The organism is Eubacterium ramulus, assembly GCF_003122485.1.
Lineage (GTDB): Bacteria > Bacillota > Clostridia > Lachnospirales > Lachnospiraceae > Eubacterium_I > Eubacterium_I ramulus_A.
Genome location: NZ_JRFU01000101.1, coordinates 16,495 through 38,570, shown reverse-complemented (window position 1 = coordinate 38,570; position 22,076 = coordinate 16,495). Strand labels below are relative to the sequence as shown.

The 22,076-nt window shown below is 40.6% G+C and carries 20 protein-coding genes and 5 pseudogenes; 7 read left to right on the top strand and 18 right to left on the bottom strand.

Annotated elements, in window-relative coordinates; all coding sequences use genetic code 11:
* The first annotated feature begins 42 nt into the window (after positions 1-42).
* Positions 43-321, top strand: coding sequence for an HAD family hydrolase (locus tag LG34_RS17485; RefSeq protein WP_431602608.1), 279 nt, complete (start codon positions 43-45; stop codon positions 319-321).
* Positions 272-475 carry an HAD family hydrolase gene (locus LG34_RS16935; RefSeq protein ID WP_207657026.1) on the top strand — a complete coding sequence of 68 codons (204 nt, stop codon included), beginning with the start codon at positions 272-274 and terminating at the stop codon, positions 473-475. The genes LG34_RS17485 and LG34_RS16935 overlap by 50 nt, the downstream gene beginning before the upstream one ends.
* Before the next feature lie 37 nt (positions 476-512).
* Here the strand turns inward: LG34_RS16935 and LG34_RS08895 are convergent, their stop codons facing one another.
* The 8 genes from LG34_RS08895 to LG34_RS08860 all read right to left on the bottom strand — a co-directional run bounded on the left by LG34_RS08895 (position 513) and on the right by LG34_RS08860 (position 10,939).
* The gene (locus tag LG34_RS08895; protein ID WP_242979848.1) at positions 513-3,338 is read right to left on the bottom strand and encodes an HD domain-containing phosphohydrolase; all 2,826 of its coding nucleotides are present in this window, start codon (positions 3,336-3,338) and stop codon (positions 513-515) included.
* Positions 3,339-3,476: 138 nt separating this feature from the next.
* Entirely contained in the window at positions 3,477-4,703 is a 1,227-nt protein-coding gene (rlmD, locus tag LG34_RS08890; RefSeq protein ID WP_109215764.1) for a 23S rRNA (uracil(1939)-C(5))-methyltransferase RlmD, read from the bottom strand.
* 190 nt (positions 4,704-4,893) lie between these two features.
* Entirely contained in the window at positions 4,894-5,682 is a 789-nt protein-coding gene (locus tag LG34_RS08885; RefSeq protein WP_242979847.1) for a GTP pyrophosphokinase, read from the bottom strand.
* 297 nt (positions 5,683-5,979) lie between these two features.
* Positions 5,980-7,194, bottom strand: coding sequence for a class I SAM-dependent rRNA methyltransferase (locus LG34_RS08880; RefSeq protein WP_109215763.1), 1,215 nt, complete (start codon positions 7,192-7,194; stop codon positions 5,980-5,982).
* 21 nt (positions 7,195-7,215) lie between these two features.
* Positions 7,216-8,229, bottom strand: coding sequence for an NAD(+) diphosphatase (gene nudC, locus LG34_RS08875; protein WP_109215762.1), 1,014 nt, complete (start codon positions 8,227-8,229; stop codon positions 7,216-7,218).
* Positions 8,230-8,393: 164 nt separating this feature from the next.
* Positions 8,394-8,882: a deoxycytidylate deaminase gene (locus tag LG34_RS08870; protein WP_109215761.1), complete on the bottom strand. Its 489-nt coding sequence runs from the start codon at positions 8,880-8,882 to the stop codon at positions 8,394-8,396.
* 13 nt (positions 8,883-8,895) lie between these two features.
* Positions 8,896-10,440, bottom strand: a complete 1,545-nt coding sequence (locus LG34_RS08865) for a nitrite/sulfite reductase (protein ID WP_109215760.1) — start codon at positions 10,438-10,440, stop codon at positions 8,896-8,898.
* A 115-nt stretch (positions 10,441-10,555) separates the two neighbouring features.
* Positions 10,556-10,939, bottom strand: a complete 384-nt coding sequence (locus LG34_RS08860) for a hypothetical protein (protein WP_109215759.1) — start codon at positions 10,937-10,939, stop codon at positions 10,556-10,558.
* A 121-nt stretch (positions 10,940-11,060) separates the two neighbouring features.
* Between LG34_RS08860 and LG34_RS08855 the strand changes: the two are divergent.
* Positions 11,061-11,459: pseudogene (locus tag LG34_RS08855) on the top strand (transposase); the annotation flags it as partial.
* A gap of 246 nt (positions 11,460-11,705) precedes the next feature.
* Here LG34_RS08855 and LG34_RS08850 read toward each other — a convergent pair.
* The 3 genes and pseudogenes from LG34_RS08850 to LG34_RS08840 form a co-directional block, all read right to left on the bottom strand.
* Positions 11,706-11,861 (bottom strand): annotated as a pseudogene (locus LG34_RS08850) (IS4 family transposase); the annotation flags it as partial.
* A gap of 156 nt (positions 11,862-12,017) precedes the next feature.
* Positions 12,018-12,350, bottom strand: a complete 333-nt coding sequence (locus tag LG34_RS08845) for a type II toxin-antitoxin system RelE/ParE family toxin (RefSeq protein ID WP_109215758.1) — start codon at positions 12,348-12,350, stop codon at positions 12,018-12,020.
* Positions 12,347-12,655 carry a type II toxin-antitoxin system RelB/DinJ family antitoxin gene (locus LG34_RS08840; protein WP_109215757.1) on the bottom strand — a complete coding sequence of 103 codons (309 nt, stop codon included), beginning with the start codon at positions 12,653-12,655 and terminating at the stop codon, positions 12,347-12,349. The genes LG34_RS08845 and LG34_RS08840 overlap by 4 nt, the downstream gene beginning before the upstream one ends.
* A 183-nt stretch (positions 12,656-12,838) precedes the next feature.
* On the opposite strand from LG34_RS08840, the pseudogene LG34_RS17355 reads away from it, so the two are divergent.
* The 3 genes and pseudogenes from LG34_RS17355 to LG34_RS08830 all read left to right on the top strand — a co-directional run.
* Positions 12,839-12,922, top strand: a pseudogene (locus tag LG34_RS17355) (Fic family protein); the annotation flags it as partial.
* Positions 12,923-13,200: 278 nt separating this feature from the next.
* The gene (locus tag LG34_RS08835; protein ID WP_109215756.1) at positions 13,201-13,485 is read left to right on the top strand and encodes a hypothetical protein; all 285 of its coding nucleotides are present in this window, start codon (positions 13,201-13,203) and stop codon (positions 13,483-13,485) included.
* A 17-nt stretch (positions 13,486-13,502) separates the two neighbouring features.
* Positions 13,503-14,372 (top strand): annotated as a pseudogene (locus tag LG34_RS08830) (phage major capsid protein); the annotation flags it as partial.
* A 9-nt stretch (positions 14,373-14,381) separates the two neighbouring features.
* Here the strand turns inward: LG34_RS08830 and LG34_RS17480 are convergent.
* Together LG34_RS17480 and LG34_RS17260 are read right to left on the bottom strand one after the other, a co-directional pair.
* Positions 14,382-14,516, bottom strand: a pseudogene (locus LG34_RS17480) (Abi family protein); the annotation flags it as partial.
* A 260-nt stretch (positions 14,517-14,776) separates the two neighbouring features.
* Positions 14,777-14,902 (bottom strand): hypothetical protein, encoded by a 126-nt coding sequence (locus LG34_RS17260; protein ID WP_256385925.1) that lies wholly within the window; start codon positions 14,900-14,902, stop codon positions 14,777-14,779.
* 250 nt (positions 14,903-15,152) lie between these two features.
* On the opposite strand from LG34_RS17260, the gene LG34_RS08815 reads away from it, so the two are divergent.
* Entirely contained in the window at positions 15,153-16,457 is a 1,305-nt protein-coding gene (locus LG34_RS08815) for a hypothetical protein (protein WP_242979845.1), read from the top strand.
* Between the two features lie 105 nt (positions 16,458-16,562).
* Here the strand turns inward: LG34_RS08815 and LG34_RS08810 are convergent, their stop codons facing one another.
* The 5 genes from LG34_RS08810 to LG34_RS08790 all read right to left on the bottom strand — a co-directional run bounded on the left by LG34_RS08810 (position 16,563) and on the right by LG34_RS08790 (position 21,964).
* Positions 16,563-17,525 (bottom strand): carbohydrate kinase family protein, encoded by a 963-nt coding sequence (locus tag LG34_RS08810; RefSeq protein WP_109215754.1) that lies wholly within the window; start codon positions 17,523-17,525, stop codon positions 16,563-16,565.
* Entirely contained in the window at positions 17,509-18,873 is a 1,365-nt protein-coding gene (locus LG34_RS08805) for an MFS transporter (protein ID WP_109215753.1), read from the bottom strand. The genes LG34_RS08810 and LG34_RS08805 overlap by 17 nt, the downstream gene beginning before the upstream one ends.
* Positions 18,874-18,891: 18 nt before the next feature.
* Positions 18,892-19,284: a VOC family protein gene (locus LG34_RS08800; protein WP_109215752.1), complete on the bottom strand. Its 393-nt coding sequence runs from the start codon at positions 19,282-19,284 to the stop codon at positions 18,892-18,894.
* 9 nt (positions 19,285-19,293) lie between these two features.
* Positions 19,294-20,322: a zinc-dependent alcohol dehydrogenase gene (locus LG34_RS08795; protein ID WP_109215751.1), complete on the bottom strand. Its 1,029-nt coding sequence runs from the start codon at positions 20,320-20,322 to the stop codon at positions 19,294-19,296.
* 562 nt (positions 20,323-20,884) lie between these two features.
* Positions 20,885-21,964 carry an ROK family transcriptional regulator gene (locus LG34_RS08790; protein ID WP_347486789.1) on the bottom strand — a complete coding sequence of 360 codons (1,080 nt, stop codon included), beginning with the start codon at positions 21,962-21,964 and terminating at the stop codon, positions 20,885-20,887.
* Positions 21,965-22,076 lie beyond the last annotated feature (112 nt).

The following is a 22,076-nucleotide window of genomic DNA, read 5'->3' as shown; positions in this document are numbered from 1 at the left end:
TACTCACCACTTGCAGAAGTGGGAGTCTCAACTCAGACTGAGATGAACACCCCATTTACCTGTGAAGCCATTTTCAGTGACATTGACGGAACCTTTTTAACCTCCGAACATCATGTTTCCCCAAAAACACAGGAAGTCATCCGTTCAGCGATACAACACGGCATCCAATTTTCCCTGATTTCCGCCCGAAATTCGCTCTGCCTTCAGCCGATTCTCGACCGGATTCATCTCTCCTGCAATATCATCGGATGTAACGGCGCACTGATTATGAATGAAAATCACAAAACAGATTGCAACAGAACACACTCTGGCATTCGGTGATAATTACAACGATGTGGAAATGTTACATACCGCCGGTCGTGGAATCCTCATGGGAAATGCCCCGGAAGACATAAAAGAAAAAGGCTTCGCTCTCACAAAAGACAACGACCACGATGGTATTGCAGTTTACCTTCACAGTATTTTTCCATTTTGATTTTCCCGTAACACACAAAAAAGAGGCAGTGGTATGATCACTGCTCCTCTTTTTCTTCCATTATCAGAATGTACTCATACTTCGGAATAAAATTACTCTTATCGTACTGTTTATAATACTGTGTAAAGATTCGATCCATAACTTTTGGAATCTTTGTCTCATCTGCCTCAAACAAAATGATCAGATACTGCATGGAACTGTAGCGGGTACAAATATCCACTTTTCGGATTGTCTGCCGAATCGCTTGTTCCATACTCTCAAGCGCCCGCTCAATATTTTCGATATACATCACATAATCCGGTGTCGTATCCATCGTAACCATCACCAGATAGCAGTGATATTTGTAACGCTCACCTAAATGATTCATATATTCATAAATTTTCGCAAATTCACGGTAATCCAGATCCAGTGCACCGGTATAATTGCCGCTCTCCCGCAATGCTTTTATAATCATTGCCAGATCTCTTCCTGTTCCCTGATCCGTCTTCTGCTCCTGCTCCATCTGCTGATAGAAGAAGAAATCACCTTTACCATTCTGTTTTACATAATACAATGCCTTATCCGCCTTGGTGTAGCACTCCTCAAAAGATGCTCCCTTTGTCGTTTCACAGATTCCAGCAGAAATTGACGCGTGGCGGATCTCCATATCTTCCTCTTTCTGTTCCTCAAATTTTTGCAGAATACTACGGACAATTTCCGAAATCTTTTCCTTCGAAACATTCGGAACAAACATCAGAAATTCATCCCCACCCAGACGGCAGACCACAGAATGCTGTGCAAATTCTAACAACAGCGAACCAAGCAATTTCAGTGCTCGGTCACCGGCTTTGTGTCCATAGATATCATTGATTTTTTTCAGATTATCCATATCCAGGAAAACAAGATATCCATCGTCCTGCTGCATAAACTGCGCTGCCAGTTTTTCTCCACGATTCCGCATTGGAAGACCCGTTAAGAAGTCAAAGCCCTCACTGTCCTCCTGCGTCCGCATGGTAGTCATAACATTGGAAATAAATTTTTCAATTTCACTCTCCACTGCCGGCAGGGCATATTCATCCTCGATTCCTTTATAATCCGCATTAATCACCAGCCGGTTTTCATCCAGAAGTTTCAAAAACACATCTGCAATCTCCGGATCAAACTGTGTTCCACGGTTATTCAAAATCTCATTATAAATAACCGCTGTTCCCAGCGGATTTCGATAAATTCTACGGGACTGCATCGCATCATAACTATCTGCCACCGCAATGATCCTTGCATGGATTGGGATTTCCTCCCCTTTTAATCCATCCGGATACCCGGTGCCATCATACCGTTCATGATGGCTTCGTGCCACCTCTGTCACATGATCGATCAATCTGATATTTTTCAGAATTTCCGCCCCGATCACAGTATGCTCTTTGATAACCGCATATTCTTCTTCTGTCAGCTTCGTTGGCTTATTCAAAATCGTATCCGGAATACCAATTTTACCAATATCATGCAGATGTGCCGCATTCCGCAAATTTGAAATATCCTTTTGACTCCAGCCAAGTTCCTTTGCGATCAGAACCGCATACTCAGCCACCCGGTGAGAATGCCCTCTGGTATATTCGTCCTTCGCCTCGATCGTGGTAGACAAGGTCTGCATCATTTGCAGAGACATGGTTTCCATCTGCTTTCTGCGCTTTCTCATTTCCTGCCGCTGTCGGCGACTTTCCATCTTCTGTAAATTTCGGATTGTTCTGACCAAACTGAAAAACAGCAGCACGATCATACCGATTCCCATAAAAATACCGGAAATAGAAATTACAAAATACGCAGATATGGATTCCACCACAACCGAAACGACCGCAATCAGCAAGCCCACCACCATAAATCTGTTTTGTGTAATATAGCCGTGGTACATATCATAAAATACTGTACCAAGAATCAATACTAACGTAACTGCCAGAATCACATGTGCAATCGGAAGTGTCTCTATATAATCCTTCGCACCGCTCAGATGCAAAATCGTACATACTGCAAAATTAACTATGGCAGCCGCCTCTGCAATCCAGAACAGTTTCTGGTGACGACCACTTTGCATACTGTCTATGTAATAAATAATCGGCAACGGTCCAAGCATGATCATAACAAAACACAGCGTTGCTAACACCGTTGCATTTGGTACCAGAACCTGACGAAGTTTTGATTCTCCAACCATCCAGCCTGCTGCCATGATCATACACCAGCCAAGATATTCCATATCAAACTTCGTACGATATACCACCCCCAGCGCAATACTGAAAATGACAGTAACAATGCCTGCAAACAGGATGAAAAACGCGATCACCGTCTCCAGTCCGTGTTCAGCAAAAATATATTCCCATATTTCTGCCTTATCTCCACAGTAAACCTCATTTACCACACCGGAATATTTTGCTGTATTTGTCTTTAACTCAATCCGGACTTCTTTTCCTACGTCAGCTTCCGTGGTCGGGCAGAACACATAACGACTGGCAGAATTCTTGCCTGCTAATCTCGTATCTGACGTGTCATATTCAGCCCGCAATACGCCATCAACGTAAAATCGGACTTCCTGCAGTGAGGAACGGATCGCCAATGCTTTTTCGTCATAATCTTCTGGCAATTGCGTTACCAGAACCATCGTCTCTTTCGCCGACAGTTCATATCTGCCCGGAACTTCGATCTGCTCCCGGCTTCCGTCTGATTTTTCCCAGACAAACGTGCCCTGATAAAGAATATTTTGCTCAATCGTCTTTTTATCCCGCTCATTTGTTCCAAAAATCTGCAACACAACAAACCAGCATAAAACAGCTGCCATCAATATGTAAAACAGAATTCTTTTTTTCCTGTTAATCATATAATTCTCTTTTGCCAAGACTCAAATCTCCCATTTTTATCTCATAACATGCATATATTACAGGTTTTTCTTTGCTACAATCTGTAAATAATCTCGCAATCCTTACTGTAAAATACACGCATCATCTGTTCTTCCGGATATCTCTTTTACTCAAATTTAATTCTGTTTCACTAACAACACGATATTTTCTGCATGCTTTGTAAACGGAAACATATCATACGGATACGCCCCCATTGCTTTATAACTATGTTTTGTCAAATATTTCAAATCCCGCGCCTGCGTCTGCGGATCACAGGAAATATACACAATTTTCTGCGGTGCCAGCGTTACAGCTGATTTCATAAACTGCTCCGTACTGCCGCTTCTTGGCGGGTCCATAAACACGACATCTGCCTTTTCGCCCTTTGCCGCCATTTTCTCCATAAACCGTCCGGCATCATCCTGATAAAAACGGATATTTTTCATCTGGTTACGTTTTGCATTTTTGATGGCATCTCGCACTGCATCCGGATTCAGTTCTACACCGATCACTTCTTTTGCAGATTTTGCAGCGACCATACCAATGGTTCCAATACCGCAATACGCATCAATGACACGTTCTTTACCTGTCAGTCCGGCAAGCTCCATTGCTTTTCCATACAGTTTCTCCGTCTGAACCGGATTGATCTGATAAAAAGACTTGGAAGAAATACGGAAGGTCAGTCCACACAACACGTCCTCAATATAGCCTTTTCCGTAAATCGTTGTCTCACGGTCACCAAGCACCATGCTCGTACGTTTGTCATTCACATTCAGCACAACCGTTGTAATTTCCGGATGCAGTTTCCGCAATGCCTTGACAAAATTATTTTTGGACGGCATCACCGGAGAGCCAAGCACCAGAACGACCATGATCTCACCTGTGGTAAATCCGCGGCGGATCAGCACATGACGCAGCAAACCGTAACCGGTATCTTCATTATAGGTTTTTATCTTAAAAGATTTTAAAAGTCCACGGATGTCATTGATAATGGCATCTGCTTTTTCATCCTCAATCTGACAGGCTTCCACCGGAACGACCCGATGTGTGCCCTCCTCGTAAACGCCGGAAATGATCGTACCATCTTTTTTCCGTGCAAACACGGCATGCACTTTATTTCTATAATGATACGGATCTTGCATTCCTGTAATCTCCGCAGTCTTACAAAACGGCTGCATTAACTGACGGACTGCTTTCTGTTTCTCACTTAACTGCTTTTCGTAGGGAACGCCCTGATACTGGCATCCACCACATTTTTTTGCAACCTTGCAGGCTGTACCTTCTTTTTTCTTATTGTCATTGCCACGCTTTTGCACAGTATGATTTCCGCCTGACAATTTTTTTTCTTTGTTTTTTTCACTCATAAATCTATCTCAAATTCTCCCAGTTTACAGTAAATATGCAGTAGTTTTTTCTTTAACTGCTGTTCTTTTACTTACTGCACTTATAAATACTTTTCATATACCGACGCACATCATATCAGAAATAGATTTCTTCTGCAAGTTTCTATCTGTATACATTCATCCTCGTATTATTTTCTTATGGAAATTTTTCCTAAAAATGAATTTCCTCCGCCAGTTTCTGCATCTGATAATCTGCATCTGCCATAATATCGGCACATTTTTTCAAACGTGCATGCATTTCCGATGTAATGACTTTGTCCTTTTTATAACGAAGCTGATGCTCCGTACTTGCCCAGAAATTCATCGCAATGGTTCGCATCTGTACTTCCACCGGTACCTGCCGCATCCCATCGGAAAAGAACACATTAATCTTGACGATCAGGTGCAGACTGCGGTAACCGTTTTCCTTCGGCTCCCGAATATAGTCCTTTACCTGTACCAGTTCCACATCGGTCTGACTCAGCAACATCCGCGCCACCTCATATACATCCGTAATAAACGGACAGATCACACGGATTCCGGCAATATCATAAATATTGTTCGTCAGACAGCTTAACGTCATCGGTAAGCCTTTCCGTTTCATCTTCTTTGCAATACTTTCTGCTGACTTAATACGGCTTTTTATATTTTCAATCGGATTACGGTCATTGCTCTGTTCAAATTCCCGGTTCAAAATCTGTAATTTTGTCGTCAGCTGACGGATTCCGGCCTCATAAAACAGCATCATCTGTTTGTATTGTTTCGCCAGATCCAGCTGATCTGCTGCTAATGGCAGGTAACTTGTGGTTTCTTCCGCTCCTGTCCCATCCTGTTCCTCTGATTGTTCCGGCATATCTGCTTCCATGCACTCTGCCTCAACCAATTTTTCTTTTAGAGTTGTATCTTCATTTACTTTTTTATCTGTTTGTTCTGTATCTGTTACTTTCACTTTCTCATCCATTTTTGAATAATTCTCCTTACCTTCGAAATCCCCATATTTATAATAATTGTAACATATACCCTTGTCTTTTCCATGAAAAAAACATAAAATCTTTCTAAAACGCAGATACAAAATCACTTCTTTGTATACGGAAAAGGAAAGTAACCAGTGATGAAAAAATCAAACAAAAAAACTTGACCACAACACACTGAACCACTATATTGAAAGGGCACTGAAAAAGTCTAATTCTTTTTTCGAAGAATTAGACTTTTTCAGTGCCCTTTAAAAATACAAGGCTTTGCGAACTTTTTTATCTTCCTATTTTTCATCCACAACCTGAAAAATGAAGAACTTTAAGTAATAGGACTCATCTGCTGCCCATAAAATCGGATGATCCGCAGACTGTGTCCGAAATTCCACTTGACGCAGTCTCTTATGAGTGGAACGTGCTGCCTCACGGATGGTCTTTGCCAGAAGCTCCTGTGTCATGAAATGAGAACAGGAACAGGTTGCCAGATAACCGCCATCTTTGACCAGTTTCAGACCTTTCATATTGATCTCACGGTAACCTTTGATGGCATTTTTTGTTGCCTGACGGGATTTGGTAAATGCCGGCGGATCCAAAATTACCACGTCGTATTTTTCTCCGGCTGCTGCCAGTTTCGGAAGTTCATCTAGTACGTTCGCCGCACGGAATTTTACTGTGTCACTCAATCCATTGCGTTTTGCATTTTCTGTTGCCTGTTCTACCGCAAATTCAGAAATATCCAATCCGGTTACTTCGCTTGCTCCTGCTATTCCTGCATTCAGTGCAAAGGTTCCCATGTGTGTAAAGCAATCCAGCACACGTTTTCCTTTACACAATTTCTGAATTGCCAGACGGTTGTATTTCTGGTCTAAGAAAAATCCAGTTTTCTGACCATTTACCACATCCACCATGTAACGCACACCGTTTTCTACGATTTTCACATTGGTATCAAATTCTTCTCCAATAAAACCTTTTACACGGCTTAATCCTTCTTTTTCCCGCTCTTTCGCATCGCTTCGCTCATAAACACCACGAATCTGAATGCCGTCCTTTGCAAGAATCTGTTTCATCAGATCTGCCAGAAGTTCTTTATACCGCTCCATGCCAAGAGTCAGGCACTCCATTACCAGCACATCTTCATATTTATCGATTACGATTCCCGGCAGGAAATCTGCCTCACCAAACACCAGACGACAGGATGAAGTGTCCACTGTATCTTTTCGGTAATTCCATGCATTCTGCAGACGCATCTCGAAAAATGCCTCATCAATCTCCTGATCCACATGTCTCGTCAGAAGACGCACACGGATTTTTGAATTCTGATTGATGTAGCCTTTTCCCATCGGATAACCGTCAAAATCATGCACCAGCACGATATCTCCGTTATGAAAACGTCCGGTAATGGTCTCAATTTCATTATTGAATACCCATGCGCCTCCCGCTTTGATGGTACGTCCTTCTCCTTTTTTCAATGTTACAATTGCCAGATTTTCCTGTTTTATCATATTGTTTTCTATACTCCTACTCTAAAAACAAAGCTGTTTGTGCTCCGTCATATCCTCTTTAAATTTACAGATCATCTCATTTGTCAGGGAAAAATTATCCGATGACTCAAAAATTTCCTCCGGTGTCACCCATTTTGCCATGGCAAGTTCGTCCTCCTGAATGATGATATGATCTTCTCCATCCAGTTCACAGAAAAATCCAAATAAAAGACTTTCTGAATAAGGCCATGGCTGACTTTTGTAATAACGCAGATTTTTCACATGCAAATGCGTCTCCTCATACACTTCTCTTGCAACGGTTTCTTCGATGGTCTCACCTACCTCCGCAAAACCGGCAATTAGCGCATAATGATCACGGAAACCATTTTTGTACCAGCTGACCAGAATTTTCCCTTTGTGCATCACTCCAACAATCACGCACGGACAGATTTTTGGATATTCCATCTGGCCACAAACCGGACAGCGCATCATCCGCTCCCGCTCATCCGGAATCATGCGGGTTCCGCATCCACCGCAAAAACGGTGTGCTGCATACCAGCCTGCTAACTGTGCGCCGACTAATCCTGCATAACACAGATGTTGTGGTGCTGCTCCACGTAAATATCTGGTTGTTTCGTAGTGAAATTCTGGTTGTTTCTCCAACTGTTCAGAAGAATCTTTCTGCTGTTTTTCCGTGTCAGATTGCTTATCAGAACTTTCTGGCTGTTTTTTTGCACAAAATTGTTCCTCAAATTTCATTGACTGTTTTTTCACATATGACTGTTCCAGATGTATCAGATTGAGTTCTTCCCGCTCTTTGTACTGATGTTGTTGATACAGGAAAAATCGTTCCTCACCAACTGCAAACAGATACACAAACCGGTCTCCGTTCTGCACCTGTTCCTTTAATTCATGATAACGTGGAAAAGATATATCTTCTTTTGTTCCCCGCAGCAATATTTTCCGCTCCTGCATACAGATGATCCAGTCATTTTCCTCCGGTTGTAATTTATGCCACTCGTTATTAAAATGAAATGGTGCAATATCCTGTATCATACGTTTCTTTTACCTGCCTTATTTTTCTCCTGATTTCAATTTCGATTTCAGTTTCTTCGCATTGTTTTTTCTTAGTTGCCATTAACTTTCTATCTGTATAAATAGCGCTTTTCTGTGATTTTCTCTGATTTTATTCATCTATTTACTTTTGTATATCATCTGCTCTAATATCCAAATGTTCCTGCCAGAGATTCATCATCGTCAATCCACTGCTGCACCTGAATCATACGGTACTCATCCTTGGAATCTCGAATATACACCCGGTCGATTCCGGCATTGATGATCATTCGTTTGCACATGGAACAACTGTTGGAATTTTTTACATATTCCCCGGTATCCACTTCTTTTCCAACCAGATACAACGTACTTCCGATCATTTTTCCTCTGGATGCACTGATGATCGCATTTGCCTCTGCATGTACACTACGGCAAAGCTCATAGCGCTCGCCTCTCGGCACATTCATTTTCTGCCGGATACAGACACCTAGATCAGAACAGTTCTTTCTGCCTCTTGGTGCTCCCACATAACCGGTGGAGATAACTTCATCGTTTTTTACAATAACGGCACCATAATGTCTGCGCAGACAGGTTCCGCGCTGTCCCACAATTTCAGCCAGATCCAGATAATAATTAATTTTATCCCGACGCTCCATCGCGTTTTCCTCCTTACAGATATTTCTCTGCTACTTTATCAATTCCTTCCGGATTTTTCTGCGCCCAGTTCAGATAATCCATCCCAGAATCTGCCACAGTCTGTCCAAGTTCCACCAAAAACTGTGGAATCACTGACTCTTCCATAGTTCCAATCTCACGTCCCATACGTTCTTCACCCTGACGCTCCTCACCATTTGCAAACAGCACAAATGCATTTTTCGGCTGATCACCCACACGTTTTACCGCGCCGCGGAATCCAATTACACCAGTCTGATGCGTACCACAGGATGACGGGCATCCGGAAATATGCATCTGTGGTAACGCACCGTTTGGAATGTCTGCTTCACGAACTGCTTCCACACAAGCCTGCAAAAGTGCCTGAGAATCACGCAGTCCTACCTGACAAATCGATGCTCCAATGCAGCTGACGCTTGTCTCAAATACTGTATTTGCACTACTTGGTGTTGCATCCAGCACTTTTCCCACTTCTGAGCCAGTCAGATTAATGATATATGCTGTCTCATCCGGTGCAAGACGGATTTCCACATCTTCCATCTCCTGAATCGCATCGGAAAGTGCACACAGTTCTTCCACCTTCGGCTGTCCTCCGATTGGATGCCAGATCACGATATACAATCCGTTCTGTTTCTGTGGTAAAATACGTGCTCCGGAAATGCGTACTCCGTCCTCTTTTTTGTTCACCGGCTGCGGATCTACAGAAATTTTCAGATTTTCTCCGGAAGCCAACACCTCTGCCAGTTTTTCCTGATATGCTTTCGCATAATTCTCTGCGCCACCACAGATTTCCTGCATGTATCGTGTTCTGGCTTTTCCACGGTTCTCATAATTTCCATGCGCACGGAACGTCAGCCACATCGCCTTGATGTAATATAAAATCATCTCCGGATCAACTGCTTCTGCAACTTTTACCCCAAATCTGGCATTATTGCCAAGTCCACCAGCGCTGTATACGTCAAATTTTCCTTCTTTTGTTGCCACAAATCCAAGATCACGGTACGTTGCATGTGGAATATTTTTCGGCGAATTAGAAAAACATACTTTCAACTTACGCGGCATTTTCTCCGCATTGATAAAAGTCATCAGATACTCACCCGCTGCCTCCGCCCACGGGCGCACATCAAAATACTCATCTGCTTCCACACCGGACAGGGGAGAACACATAACATTTCGTGGAAAATCTCCACCGCCGCCCATCGTAACAATTCCAACATCTAGCGCATCTTCCATGATCTGACACAGTTCTTCCTGCTGCAGATCATGCAGCTGAATCGTCTCGCAAGTTGTAAAATGTGCTTTTTTCACATTATATTTTCGAATGGATTCTGCAATAAATGCAAGTTTTTCCTTTGTCACACGACCAGCTGTCATACGAAGACGGAGCATACTTGCTTTTCCGCCTTTCTGTGCATAACTTCCATAACGACCGGAATAACCTTTATAGTCACCTTTGCTCATTTCTCCATTGTAAAACGCTTTTGTTTTTTCCCTGAAATCCGGCATATCCGCCTTCCAGGATTGTGGATCTATTTTATTCACGTATCATCTTCCTCCAAATTTTTCCAATCATATTCCTTATATATCTTCAAGTCGAATTAACATCACTTTGTTAAAGTAAATTTATTACTGTGCTCTTCGTACAATAGATGAGAAATTACTCGACTGATATCAAACCAATCTGCCGGAAAATCGGGTACAGATAACTTGCTCCAAAAGTACCTATTTTTTTCGGTCCTGTGATCGCAATTCCCTGATTTTGCTTTTCCAATACGCGCTGTGCCGACAGCAAAACCGTTGCCTGTGTGATCGATTTTTCCTTTCGGTCGACAAACATCTCATATCCCCGGATGCTATAAGTAAATTGGATGCCCTTTACCGTGTAAAAAGGAATCTTCTGAAGTTCGCATAACACCTGCCACAACAATTCTACATTCAGGTTTTCCGGTTGATTTTTCACCTGTTCCATGTGTAACTTCCATGCACGTAGCACTTCATTTTCTTCTGCTGATTCCACATTTTGGCATGCATCTGTACTCATATCTGCTTCTTTTCCTTTGACTGATTTTGATTTTCTATCTATTCTACCATTAATTGTAGGGATTGTAAAACAGGAAGATTCTTGCAGATTTATACAAAAGAGCGTAAATACCTCAAATAATGATGCAAAAGCCTTTGCAACAGACCTGAAAACAATCTATCAGGCTGCTGACGAGAAAAAGGCCCTGGCTGCTCTGGATCGGGTAACCGAAAAATGGACTCCGAAATACCCGAATTCCATGAAACGCTGGAAAGATAACTGGGATGCAATTTCTCCCATTTTTAAGTTCTCTGCGACGGTCAGAAAGGTAATCTACACGACCAATGCTATTGAATCACTGAATTCTACTTACCGTAAATTAAACCGTCAGAGAAGCGTATTCCCCAGCGATACAGCTCTTTTAAAGGCTTTATACCTTGCTACATTTGAAGCAACGAAAAAATGGACTACAACGATTCGGAACTGGGCACAGGTATATGGAGAATTAAGTATTATGTATGAGGGACGCTTGCCCGAATAAGGAATTCAACGGCAGGTTAAGACAGGCGGATTTTTCGCCTGCTCTTGACATGCAAATTTATAGCTGATATATATAAAGCAAGAGCGAACAGCTCACAAGATGAACAATTCGCTCTTACTTATCATAGAAGAATCTTATTTACAGACTTTTCTTCATAGTCTCGGAAAATCGGCTCTGCCCATTTGTAACTATTCACAAATCTTATATCAGTTTTTAACGTTTACACAAAACTTGAAACGGTCTCTTAAGGTAGCTTTTGCACACCTTGAAGAACACCTCTATGTCCCAACGTTTTCCGTAGACCCGGATGATTTCATTCTCATCCAGATTTACGTCCGTGGAAATAAGGCAGAGATATTCCTTGCGTTTGTTACGATTGCGAACATAAACTACTTTGGCAGTCTGTAATTTGGTGGTATCTCCGCCAATCTCGACAGTAATACCCATAATTCTGTTAGCCACGGCCGATACCTCCTTCCGTAAAAATGGGCATAAAAAAAGCCCAGATCTCTCCAGGCATGAAAAAAGCACCAACCATTTCTGATTGATGCTTTCAAATTATTTTGTTTTTGTAAATCTGTTTAATTGCGTATCCACATCTCGTCCACCGTACATAACACGGATAATCGTAACCACTTGTGCATCATCATCCGGAATATATAGAACAAGATAATTGTCTACTGGCGCTACGCGTAGCCCTCGACTTTTCCATGGTTCCAACTCATATTGTCGATATCTCTTCGGCATATGATCAAGATCCATAATACATGCTTCAAGCCTATCAAGCTGACCACTTGCATTTTCTGGTGCCTGCAGTTCAAAAGCAATGTATTCGAAGATTCCACGAAGGTCTATCTCGGCCTGATCTGAAATCTCGATATCATAAATCATAAACTGTAATCCTTGCGGATATCAGCAAAAACAGATTTTGCAGATCTAGTACGACCAGCCTGCATATCCGCATATCCTTTCTCTAGTTCTGCATTCATCTGTGCTTCTGATAATGCACTAACGTCTACAGGACGAGCGGATGGCATTTTCACTTCAAAAGGAAGTCCTCTTTGAAGAATAATTTGTTTGTAAAACATATTTATTGCATTGGATGCAGGAATTCCTAATGCTGCTAAGATTCCTTCTGCCTGCTCTTTTACATCAGGCTCTATGCGTGCGTATAAATTTGCTGATTTTGTTGCCATAGTAAACACTCCTTTCGAGTTTTTTCTAACTATATTATATCCATTTGTCCGGACAAAAGCAATACAAAATCAATATTTTACAAATTGTTCATACTCCAAAATCTACCAGTTGGTTAAAATTTGTCGAAGTCCTCCTGAGTCGCCACTTCCTTATATCCTTTATAATCATCGTTTAAGCCTTTATTATCTTCTGGTAAACTTGAAATGATGTTTCCAGACAAACCCAAAAGCAAAAAACAGAAATACACTACCGTTCATTCCAAATAACCCAGAAGCAGGGCATTGGGTCTCATCTCCCATTGTCCTGCTTCTTTTCATTCCAAATTATATTCACATGGAATGGATTAGACCTTGTAAAATATGAGGTCAGAAAAATCATTCCACAGAACCAATCAGATGCCGTGGTCATCATGCAAAGCCACATTCCATCTGACAAACACTGGTGCTTGGAATACCGTGGAAACGGACATTATTTCAGCACTTTCTCAGAACTGGAAACTTATTACAAACACAGATTCAAAAAAGATTTAATGGAGGATTTCACTATGAACAATTTTGTATTCCCTATCTACAAGAGCAATACAGTAAACGCCTACCGCAATACCTTCGGACAGTTTGATAAAGATTCATTAGAAAAGAAAGGGAACTTTGACTTCTGCTTACGAGAAGAAAAAAGCGGAAAATTCGTGTTGGAACGTATCACAGAAGGAAAAGTACCAAATGCCCATCGCATGACTGTCATCTGCCCGCACCACGACCAGCACAGAATGACTGCAATTGATAACCACACATTCATTTGCACTGAATGTGATCCAAGACTCTCACACTAATACAGGAGGAATTTCTTATGACAAGTACAATTTACAACCAAGCATTCCACGACATGATTCGTGGTAAGAAACGAATTGATCCAATCGCACTCAAGGAAGGATATGACGAAGGTTCTGACAGCTATATGATTCCTGTTGGATTCAACAAAGATTATACTACTGCTCTTGAAAAAGAAAACCTTTTCCGAAGATACGGTACAGTCGTAAAAGCACCAACTAGAGATGGATATATCCAGACAGTGGTATCTACTGCTGACGCAAAAATCACAGCAGAAAACATGGCATTCCCAGAAGACGGTGATACCTTCAATAAAATTTCATTCAGTTCCTATAAACTTGCTGTCCTTTCCAAACTGAACAGCACCTTCATCGCAGACATGAACTTCCCAGTAGAAGCATATCTCAACAATGAATTTGCCAGACGTTTCGGACGAGCAGAAGAAAACATTTTCATAAATGGAACTGGTGTTAATGAACCAACCGGATTATTACAGACTGCTGAAATCGGTAAATCTACCTCTGCTACAGATATCAGTTTTGATGACATCGTTGCATTATACCTTTCTGTAAAACCAGAATATCGTAAAAACTCCGTATGGATAATGAATGATGAGACCGCACTCGCTCTTCGTTCAGTAAAAGCCGCTGATGGTAATTATATCTAGAGAAATAGCGATGATACCATCTTTGGAAGACCAGTCATCAACACACCATATATGCCAAACATTGGAACCGAGGCAAAATCAATCGCATTCGGAGATTTATCCTACTACTGGATCATGGAACTCAGACCACTTTCTGTAAAAGTTCTCCGTGAAAGATATGCCATCGAAGGACTTGTAGGTTTCGCAGCACATGAACATCTTGACGGAAAACTCATTCGACCAGAACTCTCTAAGCTCTGCATCAAACTTATACAAACTGACTATTTCTTCAAAACTTGTTCCTGCTTTATATTTTTTTGTGTTTGATATTCTAAAAAGATGTTTATATCCTCCCATAAGAGGAAAATATCCTATTTGCCGTAACATCTCTTCCGCATATTCTCTGTCTTTTATTCTTATTCCCTTTTCATCACTGATCCAGGAAACCTAGTCACTAAAAGAAGAGAATTTTTTCGGTGTCTGCATATCATTTCTCCTTAAACCAAAAGAGGGAGAAACCCGCAGGCTCTCCCCCGCCTGTAGGCTTCGCAAGTTTCTACAGAACGATCACTGAGCTTAGTATACGTCATTTCAAATGTCCTGTCAATATGCCAAAACATTCTTAGCCATACCCGCTCAGAAGTATTCTATGCTGTTTTTTCTTCCTTATTCTGTTTTTCTTCCTCCAACTCCCGGAGGACTTCATCGCCGTACTTATCAATCATCCATACCAGAAAATCAATGCACCGCTCAAATTCAATATTCTGTTGCATAAGCTCCTCCCGTTATTGTTTTGATCTGAGCTTATTTTACAGAACCTACCGGAAAACCACATTGAATAGAAATTGATTGTAAATTGACACAATCAATTTAAAAATATCCGCATTTTCTTGAATCGAATATATGTTCGTGTTGTGATAGATATACTTAATCCTGACTACGAAAGGGGAATTTCTATTGAATCGATGCGATTTTTCTTCTATTAGCACTTGCTTAAAAAATCATATCAGCGAAAGTAATCAAATGAGTCAGCCTGATTTTTTATACGAATTATTTGAAGATTTTATGGATGATCCAACAAATCAGGATTTTTCAATGGATAACGGTCTGGTTTGCCGCTGGATGACTGGTCAGGCTAAAATCAGTCCTAAAATATCCGCTTACTATTCCAAGCCATCCAATCAGGAAAAATTAGCCCATACCATCCACCAGAATCTTCTTCCACTGATGTCTGACTGTAATATGGCTATACAAGATATATATACCATGCTTGAGAAAAACCGTCATGTTTTTCTTTGCGGAATCGGAAAAAATGAACTTGCCAAAGCCTACGCAAAGCAGTACATAAAGCATTACACCAATATCATTTATGTAGAATATACCGGCAATCTTCATCAGGATATTACTGACATGGATTTTATTGACGATTTTCCGGAAAGCACTGAACAGGAACGGTTTCAAAGACATAACCGTTTTCTGCGTTCCCTGAAATCCGATACTCTGCTTATCATAGATAATTTTAATGTCACTGCGACACAGGACAGCTTTCTGTCAGTAGTATTAAAATATCGCTGCCAGATTTTGTTTACAACCAGAAGCAAACTGGATGAATACTGTACTCTGCCATTAAAAGAAATAGAGGATATGAGCGCTCTCTTCCAGCTGGCATCAGTATTTTATTCAGAGGCAGACACGTACCGGGCAACAGTTGAAAAGATCATCGAAACTGTTCACTCTCATACTTTTGCCGTGGAACTGGCAGCAAAACTTCTGAAAAATGGAATCTCAACTCCAGACCAGTTATTAACAAGACTTCAGGTGGAAAAAGCATCTTTCCATAACGAAGATAAAATTAAAATAATCAAAGATGGACAAAGCAGCAAAGCCACCTATTACAGTCATATCCATACGCTGTTTTCTTTATACACTTTATCTCTTGAACAGCAGGATATCATGTGTAATATGTGCTTTCTTCCTTCCACCGGTATTTCTGCCCGTATATTTGCCAAATGGCTGGAACTGCCCACACTAAATGAAATCAACGATTTAATTGAGACTGGTTTCGTTCAGACAACAAAACGTCGCACTATCTCTCTGCATCCGATGATTCAGGAAATCACCCTTTCAGAGACAAAACCATCTGTAACTCGCTGCCACATATTACTGGATTCTTTACAGAAATTATCTTTAATGCATGGGATTGAAGTTGATTACAAGGATGATGACAAAGATAACCATAGTCTTACTGAAAAGTGGAAATCTCTGATACCAATGCTTACGGCATTATGTATGTGGAGAGAAGAACCCAGGGATAAAACTTATTCGTAATTTACATAAAAATGCAGGCAGAAGCAATCTTGAAAATTTTCCTGCTTATATCATTATTAAAAATAGGGAAATTTTTACAGCCCCGAGTTTGTTCATATACATTCATTATTTCTGCATAAATTCAAACACTGCCTCTTTCGTCGGAATCGCAGGGATTCCACCTCTCTTTTGCACACACAATCCAGCAACTGCATTTCCCAAAACAGCACACTTTTTGATTTCTTCCCATTCCATTTTTTCAACATTCTTATTCATAGAAAGGATACTGCATAATACACCTCCCCAGAATGAATCACCTGCACCAGTCGTATCGACTGCATGTACCTGAAATGCTTTGATGATTTCTTTTCTGCTTTTTGTTGCCATAAGAACGCCCTGTTCTCCCAAAGTAATGGCAACCAGCTTTGGTCCCATGGCAAGGAGTTGATCTGCAGCCTGCTCATAACTTTTCGCCTCTGTCAACAGAGTACTCTCTTCATCCGATACCTTCATGACATCTACCAGTTCTACAACAGATTTCATTTTTTTCACTGCACACTCTTTACTTTTCCACAGGGATGGACGGTAATTCGGGTCGTAGGAAATAAGTACACCCGCTTCTTTTGCAATTTTTACTGCTTCGATCGTTGCGCTTTCTGCCGGTTCGTCTGTCAGCGATAATGATCCAAAATGAAAAATTCTACATCCGGAAATTAACGTCCGATCCAGTTCTTCTTTTTTTAACTGTGTATCTGCACCCGGTTTTCTTGCAAAAGAAAAATTTCTTTCTCCATTTTCACCAATTTCCACAAATGCCAACGTTGTAAAATAACCCGGGTCTTCAACAATAGCATCCGTATTAATTCCTTCCTTTTGCAATGTCTTCTTTAAAAATTTACCATGCATATCGTTTCCAACTTTTCCAATAAAAGATGTGCGATACCCAAAGTGGCTTGCAACAGTTAGAAGATTTGCCGGAGCACCGCCGGGATTCTGTTCGAACAATTTTCTTCCATCCTGACTGTGTCCTGCTTCCGTAAAATCAATCAACAATTCTCCCAATGCCACGATATCAACTTTTTCTTCCATTTTTCAGTTCCTCCACAATCTCGTTATAACGTTTTTTATTTAACCGGTAGAAAAATAATACAATCGCAGTCACAATCCAAAATACACCTGGAATCGTCGTAAATGCATGTTTCATAATTGAAAGTACAATTACATTTTGTGTCTGATTTGCAATATAACCATATTTTCCAAGTAATCCTGCTAAAAGTGCGGTTCCAACTGCCATTCCGATTTTATTTCCAAGTGAAATAAACGCATACTGAAACCCGTCATTTCTAAGTCCTGTTTTCCACTCCCCATATTCCACACAGTCCGGAATAATTGCATAGATTGCGGTATTAAATCCAGAGAAAAAAAACTGTGTCAGACCAGATAATGCATAAAAAATAGCTGGTGATTCTTTGGCATTGAAAAAAAACATAGACAACATAGAAATTCCTGTAAATAAAGCAAAGAGAGATGCTACTCTTCCTTTGTTATTCAACTTGCGGAATAATGGTTGAAAACAGGCTGCCCCGATGATAGAAGGAATAATGATGCACATCGAATAAGTTGTGTAGTAGGAGACATTCCCTTCCACATATGTAAAATAATACAGAATATCTGCGTTTCTACCATATAATGTAAATCCAAATAATATCTGTCCTGCCAATGCAAGAAGATATGGTCTGTTCTGCATGACTGCTTTCAACTGTACCTTTACAGAAATTTTTTCTTTTTCCGGAGTAATCACTGCCTCTTTCGTCTTCGCAAAGCAGAAGAAATGACAGGCTGCAAAAACACATCCGTATATGACCGCAACCGTCAGATATCCTGTCTTTGCACTATGGCTGCCGAATTTGCTGAGCAGTGGAACTGTGATAATATTTAACACACCAATTGCAATCATCGCCGCAACCGAACGGGATGTATTTATTTTTGCACGTTCATCAATATCCTGGGTCATAGCACCACACAAGGTTCCATATGGAATATTCACACAGGTATACCCCAAAACCAGCAGACAATATGTAATTACCATATAAATGATTTTTCCATTCTGCGGCCAGTCAGGTCTTGCCCAGAATGTCATGACAAGAAGAATCGCTGTAATTGGTGCCGCTACTAACAACCATGGACGGTACCGTCCCCATCTCGATTTTGTTTTATCCGTAAGTCCCCCGACGATTGGGTCATTGATTGCATCCCAGAATCTTGAAAAAAGCATAAGTGCTGACACAGCCGCCATACTGATTCCAAACACGTCTGTATAGAATATCATCAGAAAATTACTGACGAACATCCAGCTGAAATTACATCCAACATCACCAAACCCATATGCAATCTTACTGATCAGCGGTACTTTTCCATTTTTGTTTTCGCTTCCCATATGTCCCTCCTGTTTTTATCAGAGTTTCTGACAGAACTCTATTCTTTCCTCATTTGGTCCTTTAATCATAAAAAACTTCACACCATTTTCCCAAAATGGCAGTTCTTCGATTCCGTCTGTAATAACTGTGTATTTTTCATTGCAGATTTTCTGATACATGCTTTCAATGTCTTCCACATCAAGTGCAACATGCTGGTATGCACCGTCTGACATTGCCGCCTGCCCATTTTCAAAAGTTTCTATACAGTAATTTTTTATCTGTAAAAATGCCACTTTTTCCCCTGCTTTTTCGTTATAAGACTGCATAATTACTTCAAATCCAAGACTCTTATAAAACTCAACTGTTTTCTGTAAATCGTTTGTCGGAAGCCCGACATGGGCAACTCCGACAATTCCATATTTATTTTCCATATACGCTCCTTACTTTTCACTGACGTTGATAATTACTTTCATCGTTGTCTCACGGTTATCATCAATATACTGGTATGCCTTCAGATAATCTTTAAAAGCAAATGTCTTTGAAATGAGCGGTTTCAAATGAACTTTGCCATCATTCACCAGTCTGATTCCATCTATGTAATCATCATGGCGGTACATCATCGTGCTCTTAATGTCAAGTTCGTGGTCATTTGCCACTGCAAGATCTACTTCTGCCATTCCTGCAAAAACAGCCACCAGTACGATCGTGCTTCCTTTTCTTGCATATTTAATTGCCTGTCCCATTGTGATATTGTTTCCGGCACAGTCGTAGATTACATCCGCCTTATCCGGTCCAAATGCTTCGATCATTGCCTCACCGAAGTCTTTATTTTTGGTATTCACACACACATCAATACCACATTCTTTTGCCTTTTCCAGTCTAAGATCACTGATATCTGTGATCATCACTTTCGCTGCCCCCATTCCTTTTGCTGCCTGTGCCACGAGATTTCCGATTGGTCCTGCGCCAAGGACTGCAATATTCATGCCAGCCACATCACCCATCTGTTTTACACCATGAACTGCCACCGCAAGAGGTTCGATCATAGCTCCTTCTTCATAGGACATATCTTCTGGAATCGGTGTTACTTTCGATGCATCCACTGCAAAATACTCAGATGCTGTTCCTGTCGTCTGAAATCCCATTACTTTTAATTCCTCACAAAGATTATACTTTCCATGACGGCATGGATAGCAGTGTCCACAATATACCTGCGGCTCTATCGTCACCTTCTGTCCAACATGAAACTCTGTGACATTTTTTCCAAGTTCTGTGATCTCACCTGAAACCTCATGTCCCTGTGTTACCGGATATTTTGTAAACGGATGTTTTCCATGATAAACATGAATATCTGATCCACAGACACCAATATTCATAATCTTTACCAACACCTGGTTTTCCTTCACCTCCGGAACCGGAACCTCTCTGAAAATAATTTCTCCTGGATTTGTCATTACCTGCTGTAACATAATTATTTCCTCCTTATTTATATTGTTTTATTTTATGTTTTATAAAATGTTTTATTAAAGTAATTACATTATTGCCCTGTAAACATGATTTGTCAATATATTTTTTCATAATTTTATATATTTCATAATTTCAAAATACATTTTTTGTGTATTTTTCACAATCAACACGCAAAAACGGAAAGGAAACAGTAGTTACTGTTTTCTTTCCGTTTTTTACTATAATATCTTTTTCTAATTTTACACAACTTCTTGTTTTTCACACATATAAAGCGGGCATCTACATTCGATTTGCAACCTGTCAGTGGGAGCATTTAACTCCCACTGACATAAGCATCCCCCTTACCCATCGCTTAGTGCTCTACGCTCTCGAAGCGGGGGAATGCTTATTCTGCAGTAAAGCGGACATTCGCAATCCGCTTTTGCTACTTGCTCATGAACGCAGTCGCTTTGCGACCTGTCAGTGGGAGCTTTTAACTCCCACTGACATAAGCATCCCCCTTACCCACCGCTTAGTGCTCTACGCACTCGAAGCGAGGGAATGCTTATTCTGCGTTCAAAAAATTTACAATTCTACCATATGTTTTGTAAAAAAGTATTTCGCGGCTCCAACAGCCGACGCTTCTTTCTTATACAAACAATTTTTCAAGTATGAAACATCATGCTCAAAGCCATTATATGCCATCACTTTTTCTCCCAGTGGTATCATATAATCTGACAATACCCCTCCCACATCACCTCCTAGTATGATATCCATATCATATGCCATCCGCAGATTTGATATCAAAACAGCAAGATGATCCAGATACTCATTCCATGTCTGCAAATTTTTTTCATCACCACTTTCAATTTTTTTCATAAATGCATCAAGTGACTGCCTGTTATCTTGTGTCAGTACACTTGCAGCACAATATGCATCCGCACATCCTGATTTACCACAATAACACTTTCTTCCACCGGGAACGAGTATCATGTGACCAAACTCCCCTGCTTTCTGGTTCTGTCCTCGAAACAGCTTTCCATCTATGCAAAATGCGCCTCCTAAGGTATGGTTCAAAGACAGATATATCGCATTTGGATACTTTTGCTTTTTTTCTGCAAGCATTGCAGCATTAGCATCATTTTCAAAATATACTGGAATTTCCAGAGCCTGCTCTAAAAAGCGCAGACTATAATTCTCTATACCTAAAGCATGAGATTTTAAAACGATCCGTTCTTTCTGATCAATGATTCCCGGAATCGCCACTCCAATCCCAAGTAGCGTATCCTTCGCTAATTCGCCTTCAAGAAAAGTTTTGACCTTTTGTGCCACCTCTGTACAATAGGATAATTCTGCCGTAAATTTTAAACGGATGCGATCCTTTTTTATAATCTCATCTCCAAGATTTACTAATACCATTTCTATATGATTCGCTGTAATCAAAATTCCCATTGCATGACAGTACGACTTATTAATCCCTATACTTTTTGCCTTCCGTCCACCGGTCGAAGCATATTCCCCAGTTTCTTCCAACACCATTTTTTCTAACAAGTCATTCACATTTGCTAATACAGTCGGCATACTCAAGTTTAACTCTTTTGCGATTTCTGCCTTGGATGTGACATGATTGTTCAGCACATAATTAATTATTTTTTTTCTTGTTATATTTCTTTTATCTTTATTTTCCGTTTTCTTATCCTCTTTTATTAAATATTTTACAAAAGAATTATATGCTTTTTTATTCTTCTTGTAAAGTAATGTTTTATAATAAAAATTT